The following is a 7,266-nucleotide window of genomic DNA, read 5'->3' on the forward strand; positions in this document are numbered from 1 at the left end:
TAAATACTATGAATAAATAGATTAATATGATAAAATAAATTTAAGTTAATAATTTTTGTCTGGAGAAACGGAGAGACCACAAGGCATTATCAGCATAATGATAATGTAGCTTTGTGGTCTCTTTTTATTTTCCTTGAGTTTTAAAACATATATAGAGCTGTAAGAATAAAACCAGTTATTTAACCAACAGGTTTTTCACTTATCAGGAGGTCTTTATTTTGCAAAAGAAGCCAAGTAGTAGAGAAGAGATTGAAAAAAAATTAATGAACACTAATTTTGATTTATTAGTTATCGGTGGAGGAATCACAGGTGCTGGTATTGCTTTAGATGCAGCAACAAGGGGGATGGAAGTAGCGCTTGTAGAAATGCAAGATTTTTCTGCTGGAACCTCTAGTAGATCCACGAAATTAGTTCACGGAGGATTGCGTTATTTAAAGCAATTTGAAGTAAAGATGGTTGCTGAAGTAGGGAAAGAAAGAGAAGTTGTGTATGAAAATGGGCCACATGTGACTACACCTGAATGGATGCTCCTTCCTTTGCATCAAGGGGGGACCTTTGGTAAATTTTCAACGAACATAGGCTTAAGAGTTTATGATTTTCTTGCAGGAGTAAAAAAATCAGAACGTAGAAAAATGTTATCAAAGGATGAAACCCTTACCAAAGAACCATTAATAAAAAAAGATGGTCTTAAAGGTGGAGGGTATTATGTAGAATATCGAACAGATGACAGTCGCTTAACGGTTGAAGTGATGAAAAAAGCAGTAGATAATGGAGCAACTGCCATAAATTACACGAAAGTAGAAAACTTTTTATATGATCAAAATGGTAAGGTTGAAGGTGTAGAAGTAAGAAATCTTATCTCGGATACTATTTATCCAATTTATGCAACAAGCATTGTTAATGCAACAGGACCTTGGGTAGATACGTTAAGAACAATTGATGGAAGCAAAAAAGGGAAAACACTTCAGCTTACAAAAGGTGTTCATTTAGTTATCGATCAATCCGTTTTCCCACTAAAACAGGCTGTTTATTTTGATACAGCTGATGGTAGAATGGTTTTCGCCATACCACGAGATGGTAAAACCTATGTAGGGACAACAGATACATTCTATAGTGATGACCCAATCCACCCATCGATGTCAAAAGAAGATAGAGAATATATTTTGGGAGCAATCAAATTTATGTTTCCTTCTGTCTCAATTTCAGCAGAAGATGTAGAATCAAGCTGGGCTGGAGTGAGGCCATTGATTTTGGAGGGTGGAAAAGACCCATCTGAAATCTCAAGAAAGGATGAGATTTGGGAGTCGGATAGCAAGCTAATAACAATCGCTGGAGGAAAATTAACCGGTTACCGTAAAATGGCTGAAACAGTTGTTAACTTAGTCGCAAACAGATTACAAGAGAATACAGGGAAAACATATAAAAAATGTAGGACAAAATCATTGCCAATTTCAGGTGGAGATGTCGGAGGTTCAAAAGGATTTTCTTCTTATATTAAAGACATCGTATCAATGGGAATAGATGCAGGGCTTTCCAGAGAAGATGCTGAAAAAATAGCGAAGCTTTATGGTAGCAATGCTCCGATTATTTATGAATGTGCAAAAAACTTAACTAGAAAAAATGAAAAACTATCTCCAGTACTACTTGCAAGGATTCATTATGCAATGGAATACGAATTCGCCATGACACCAACAGATGTCTTATTAAGACGAACGGGTATGCTTTTATTTAATATAGATAAAGTAAACGAAGTAAAAGAGGCTGTAATTGAGTACATGGCAGCTTATTATATTTGGAGCGAAGAAAGAAGAAATGCATTAGCGGCAGAATTAGAAGAAGAAATCCATAAAGCGACAGTACCGTTTGAGGATTAGGACTAAATAATAAAAATAGGGCTTAATATTCTCATGATTGTACAGTTATTTCTAAAAATATATAATTCAAATATTATCGGTAAAATGCTGAATAGTCGAAATGCACATAGACACCTGTGGGAACAGCGAAACAGGTGAGTTCTTGAGAGACGAAGCTGTGGAGGCTAAAATCGTTATCCAGCGAAAAGTGAAGTGCATTTCGGCTGTGGGTTAAATGAAAATCTAATACGGTTATACCAACCATTATATTAACGTTTTTACAAAAATAGGGAAACTAAAAGTTGACTAAAATCCAATTCTAAGTTATGATGTTCCTTGTATGTATTTGAGGTTTTAACAGAATTTTGTAGAATTATGTGTAAGGTAACAAGAAATTTATAAGTAAACGGAACAACTATTAAAGATTATTCATGACAATTACACTCCATTTATCTTCAAAAACACATTTAAAATCCTTCCTAATGCGGATTAATCCTTCCATTATTTTATTTCAAAAATGTATTTTTGTGTTCTGCACGATTCACCCTAAATTCACACTGGCACGGCCTAGGAGCCGTAAGGATGAAAGAGAGGTAGGGCTTTCGTTGTTTTAGGCATTTACACCAATATTTAATTTAAGTGTATTTCCTTAAATATATGCATAGCTTAATATGTATTCATTAGATGAATACAGTCATAAGTCATAGGATCTTCTAACCTTGAATTTATAATCAAGGTTAAAAGATCCTTTTTTCATTGCTTTTAAAGAATGTTTTATTGGGATATTTTCAGTTTGTTATATTCCGAAAAAATCGGAAAATTTATTTCAATTAAAATAGAGCTATGTTATGATACAAGGGAACTTATTGATACATAGTGACTGACGACATAGATGGAAATAACCATATGGGAGCTGTGTATATGTATAGCCGGTCGTCTGGGCAGAAGAGCAGAAGAATAGCCCTTCTTTTTATTATTTACCAGGAGGTATATACATGTCGGAAAAGTTAATTTTAGACGGAAATGTAGTAGCAAATGCAGTAAAGGATGAATTAAAAGGAAGAATAAGTGCTCTAAAGGAAAAAGGGATAACTCCTTGCTTAGCAACAATCTTAGTTGGAGATGATTCATCTTCCGCTACTTATGTACGAATGAAAGGTAATGCATGTGCAAAACTAGAAATTGAATCTAGAAAAATCCACCTTGGCAAAGAAACAACAACAGAGGAATTATTAGAAACGATATACATGTTAAATAACGATAAGGATGTACATGGTATTTTACTACAGCATCCTGTACCAAGTCATATTGACGAACGAAAAGCATTTGAAGCTATAGATATTGGTAAAGATGTCGATGGTGTTACTAGTTTTGGCTATGGACAAACGGCACTTGGATTTGGAAAATATCCATCCTGTACACCAGCTGCCATTATGAAAATAATGGAACATTATGGGGTAGAAGTTAGTGGAAAGCATGCAGTTGTTATAGGGCGCAGTCCAATTTTAGGGAAGCCGGTATCTGCATTGCTATTAAATAAAGATGCAACAGTAACAACCTGCCACTCTCGTACGGTAAATGTAGAAGATTATGTAAGACAAGCAGATATTGTTATAGCTGCTGTAGGTAAACCAAACTTTATTCAAGGTGAATGGATTAAACAAGGTGCAGTAATTTTAGACGCAGGCTATAATAAAGGCAATATTGGTGATGTTGATTATGATGCTTGTTTAGAAAGGGTTTCAGCGATTACACCAGTTCCCGGAGGAGTTGGACCGGTTACCATCAGTATGCTTTTAAAACATACGGTTGATTCTGCAGAAGCGGTAAATCGCTAAAATGAAATTTAAAGTTTTGAAAACGTTATTGACAAAAAGGGCATAAGATTATATTATAAGGGTAACGCAATTAAGTTCGGTATATGTTTTATGGATAAGGTGGTCGTAGCTGCAATGTATGTAGGCGATTTTCTTCTACATCATTCCAGCTACGGCTTTTTCATGTTGAATGACGTATCGATTCCTAAAAGTTATATTAGGTGCTTAGTGTGTAACACATTTTTGGAGGTTTTACAATGAACACAGGTAAAGTAAAATGGTTTAACGCAGAAAAAGGTTTTGGTTTCATCGAGTCTTCTGAAGGTCAAGACGTATTCGTTCACTTCTCTGCAATTCAAACAGAAGGTTTCAAAACTTTAGAAGAAGGCCAAGACGTAACTTTCGAAATCGTTGAAGGTAACCGTGGACCACAAGCTTCTAACGTAACTAAAGCTTAATAAACAATCAAAAAAAGGTGATGCCTTTCAAAATGCATCACCTTTTTTAATGATGTTTATTTGAACTTCTATTTATAAGGATTGTACTATAAAAGCTTTGTTATACATCTTTTTTCAAAAGAAAGCATAAATTAAAATGCTATCTAATTCTTAACTAAGCATTTATATAAAAATTCTCCATCAACTTCATTATATTCATCCGTTAAAAAACCACATAATTTCCCACTAAAGTATGGTATAAAGGCTTTTAATTGATCCTATTTACCTTAATGTTTTGGAAAATGAAAAAAAGTGAAATAAAATGGAGAGTATATATTTATAACAAAATAAAACAATACACTCTAGGTTGGTATTTTCTAAACAAATAATGTCCCTTATAATAGGGCGGTGTTTTAAGGTTTATATTAAAGAGTAATCATGCGCTAAAATTAGTGGAATCCATTCATGTAAAAATGATAGAGATCCTATCCTACGACATTTCTGGCCCTATATTCTAAGGTAATATCAATCAACGGAGTACAATTACAAGGAGGAAAAAGTATTGACAACTTTTTCAGATTTTCAATTAAGTAATAGTTTAGAAAAAGCATTATCAAACATGGGATTCGAAGAGCCAACACCTATTCAGGCACAGGCTATTCCAATTGCATTATCTGGTAAAGATATGATTGGACAAGCTCAAACAGGTACAGGTAAAACAACTGCATTTGGTGTTCCTTTACTTGAAAAAATCGAAGTTGGTAAAGCGGTACAAGGATTAGTTCTAGCTCCAACGAGAGAATTAGCAGTCCAAGTAGCAGAAGAATTAAATCGCATTGGTTCTGTAAAAGGAATCCGCACATTACCAATTTACGGTGGTCAAGATATTAATCGCCAAATTCGTGGATTAAAAAAGAAGCCAGAAATTATCGCAGCAACACCTGGTCGATTAATTGACCATATTGAACGTAAAACAATTCGCTTACAAGATTTAAAAATGATTGTACTTGATGAAGCTGATGAAATGTTAAATATGGGATTCATTGAAGATATCGAAAGAATCTTAAGTGAAACTCCTGATTCTCGTCAAACGCTATTATTTTCAGCAACAATGCCAAAAAGAATCCAAAGCCTTGCAGAAAGATTCATGGTTGAGCCTGAAATAGTTAGAGTTAAAGCGAAAGAAATGACCGTAACAAATATTGAACAGCACTATATGGAAGTTCAAGAGCGTCAAAAGTTTGATGTGTTATGTAGCTTACTTGATATTCAATCACCAGAACTTGCAATTGTCTTTGGCCGTACAAAAAAACGTGTAGACGAAGTTGTAGAGGGACTAATTAAACGTGGTTACTCTGCTGAAGGAATTCATGGTGATATTCCTCAAGGGAAACGTGACCAGGTTATCCGTCGTTTTAAAGAACAAAGCATTGACATCATGGTAGCTACAGATGTAGCAGCTAGAGGATTAGATATTAGTGGCGTATCCCATGTTTATAACTTTGATATTCCACAAGATCCAGAAAGCTATGTTCACCGTATCGGTAGAACAGGCCGCGCTGGTAAAAAAGGTCTTGCAGTAACGTTTGTTAGTCCTAGAGAACTTGATCATTTACGTATCATTGAAAATGTAACCAAGAAATCAATGACTAAAAAACCAATTCCTTCTCTTACAGATGTGTTAGCTGGAAACCAACAAGCTACCATTAATAAAATTACAAAAACAGTTGAAGAGAATGAGTATGCAGAATATAAGCGTGTTGCAGAAGGTTTATTAGAAGAAACAGATTCCGTAACATTGCTTGCGGCAGCTTTAAAGCTTCTAACGAAAGAACCAGATGCTACACCAGTTAGATTAACTGCTGTTGAGCCATTGCGTTCGAAGAAGAAAGAAAATCGTTCTGGTGGCGGTGGAGGTAATCGTAGACGCCGTTCTGACCGTGGAGGAGAACGTGGCGGATATGACAGAAAACGCCCGAACGCTTCTGGTGAAAGAAGACCTAGAAATCGCAACAGAAGTAAATAATTTTTTCATTATACTGTTCCTATATTCTGCTGTTTTGTTTTCTAAAAATGATGGAATTTACATTTTCCCGTTTTAAATGAGACAAAATGGGTAAACTAGTTAAATGAAGGATATACAATATCCTTGTTATTTAAATCTAGGAGGCAATAAAAAATGGCAACAGGTAAAGTAAAATGGTTTAATTCTGAAAAAGGATTTGGATTTATCGAAGTGGAAGGTGGAGAAGATGTATTTGTACATTTTTCAGCCATCCAAACAGACGGGTTCAAAACTTTAGATGAAGGTCAAGAAGTTAACTTTGAAATAGAAGAAGGTAGCCGTGGACCACAGGCTGTAAATGTAACAAAACTATAATTGTATTAAAGAGTCCTTTTAAGGACTCTTTTTATTTAGGCTATTTTTAAAAGGAAAAATTTCAAGTAATACGGAGTAGGATAAGTCTACTTAGTCTCATGCTGGGATTAGCAAAACAGAATTGTAATCATAAAGAAAAAACCGCAGTGGAGGATAAAAGCTTACCTATGGAAAGCGAAGCCCATTCAGGTTATTTACTTATAGTAATAAACTCCCCTAAACTTCCTTATTTAAAAGGAATAAAAAGTACAACTCTTTGCTAAATTAACTGTAATTGTATAAAATAGTAGGGTACAGAAAGAGGTGTTGAACATGAAGGAATTTAAAGTGAATTTTCATGCGGAAGATGGCGTTGATCAAATGATTGTACAGAAACTAAGCGAGGACGATTTTAATCGTGCTACAAGTGGTGGAACAAGACAATTATTTGAATTAGATACAAATATCGGTTTCTTTATTTATTTTGATGCAGTGGACGAGGCTGGCAAAGAATCCTACTTAGTTCTTCAGTATGAAGAGGGAAGCGAAGATCCATCTGCTTGCTTTAGTTTTCAGCTAAAAGATTTTTATCAATTTGTCGCATTGCACTTAAATGATTTGCAATATGAAGAAGATGAGGAAGAGGATGAAGAAGAATTTGGTCCTATTCATTACTTGGCACATTTAATGCATCATATTGTAGAAGATGGAAAAACAGTAGAAGTTTAAGAAAAGGGGCTGGGACAAACTAAATAGCCAATCTGTAAAGACGAACAATCTTTAATTTAGCTCTTAAATAA

At 34.7% G+C, this 7,266-nt stretch carries 6 protein-coding genes and 1 riboswitch; all 6 genes read left to right on the forward strand.

Features of this window, described 5'->3' with window-relative positions; translation table 11 throughout:
- Window positions 1-263 precede the first annotated feature (263 nt).
- The 6 genes from RTL21_RS21145 to RTL21_RS21170 all read left to right on the forward strand — a co-directional run bounded on the left by RTL21_RS21145 (window position 264) and on the right by RTL21_RS21170 (window position 7,195).
- A complete protein-coding gene (locus RTL21_RS21145; protein WP_312098855.1) occupies window positions 264-1,874 on the forward strand; it encodes a glycerol-3-phosphate dehydrogenase/oxidase in 1,611 nt (536 codons plus the stop codon).
- Window positions 1,875-2,719: 845 nt separating this feature from the next.
- Window positions 2,720-2,803: riboswitch (ZMP/ZTP riboswitch) on the forward strand.
- Between the two features lie 45 nt (window positions 2,804-2,848).
- Entirely contained in the window at window positions 2,849-3,691 is an 843-nt protein-coding gene (locus RTL21_RS21150; RefSeq protein ID WP_312098846.1) for a bifunctional 5,10-methylenetetrahydrofolate dehydrogenase/5,10-methenyltetrahydrofolate cyclohydrolase, read from the forward strand.
- A 236-nt stretch (window positions 3,692-3,927) separates the two neighbouring features.
- Window positions 3,928-4,128 carry a cold-shock protein gene (locus RTL21_RS21155; RefSeq protein WP_016203922.1) on the forward strand — a complete coding sequence of 67 codons (201 nt, stop codon included), beginning with the start codon at window positions 3,928-3,930 and terminating at the stop codon, window positions 4,126-4,128.
- Window positions 4,129-4,669: 541 nt separating this feature from the next.
- A complete protein-coding gene (cshA, locus tag RTL21_RS21160) occupies window positions 4,670-6,133 on the forward strand; it encodes a degradosome RNA helicase CshA (protein WP_312098849.1) in 1,464 nt (487 codons plus the stop codon).
- 153 nt (window positions 6,134-6,286) lie between these two features.
- Window positions 6,287-6,487: a cold-shock protein gene (locus tag RTL21_RS21165; RefSeq protein ID WP_312098851.1), complete on the forward strand. Its 201-nt coding sequence runs from the start codon at window positions 6,287-6,289 to the stop codon at window positions 6,485-6,487.
- A 312-nt stretch (window positions 6,488-6,799) separates the two neighbouring features.
- The gene (locus RTL21_RS21170) at window positions 6,800-7,195 is read left to right on the forward strand and encodes a cytosolic protein (RefSeq protein WP_312098853.1); all 396 of its coding nucleotides are present in this window, start codon (window positions 6,800-6,802) and stop codon (window positions 7,193-7,195) included.
- Window positions 7,196-7,266: the final 71 nt, after the last annotated feature.

Origin of the sequence: Niallia sp. (genome assembly GCF_031978665.1) — a bacterium.
Classification (GTDB): Bacteria; Bacillota; Bacilli; order Bacillales; family Cytobacillaceae; genus Niallia.